Origin of the sequence: Hungatella sp. SL.1.14 (genome assembly GCF_024460495.1) — a bacterium.
Lineage (GTDB): Bacteria > Bacillota > Clostridia > Lachnospirales > Lachnospiraceae > Hungatella > Hungatella hathewayi.
In genome coordinates, this window is the sequence record NZ_JANFYJ010000426.1 from 1 (window position 1) to 295 (window position 295).

At 40.7% G+C, this 295-nt stretch carries 1 pseudogene; it reads right to left on the reverse strand.

Annotated elements, in window-relative coordinates:
• Positions 1-95: 95 nt before the first annotated feature.
• Positions 96-295: pseudogene (locus NE473_RS31675) on the reverse strand (hypothetical protein); the annotation flags it as partial.

Here is a 295-nt window from a genome sequence, read left to right on the forward strand (position 1 = left end):
CTATTAATGAACCACAAACGCCGAATCTTTTTACATTTCTCACAGTAATACTCATGAGCGCCAGTTTAAAGGCGATCGAATCACTTCTCACCTTTTTATTCATTTATTTCTCCATTAATCTCTCCATTTATTTCTCTCATTAAGTTCTGATACCATGCTTCAAAATTCCCGTCGTCCATAAACCCGGATATCACTGTCCCCCTGTCTTCACCATTCTCCACCCGGTTCTGAAGCTCATTTAAATCAAGCTCCACCTTCTTCTCCAGGGAGCGGGAAAACAGTTCATTCACTTCAT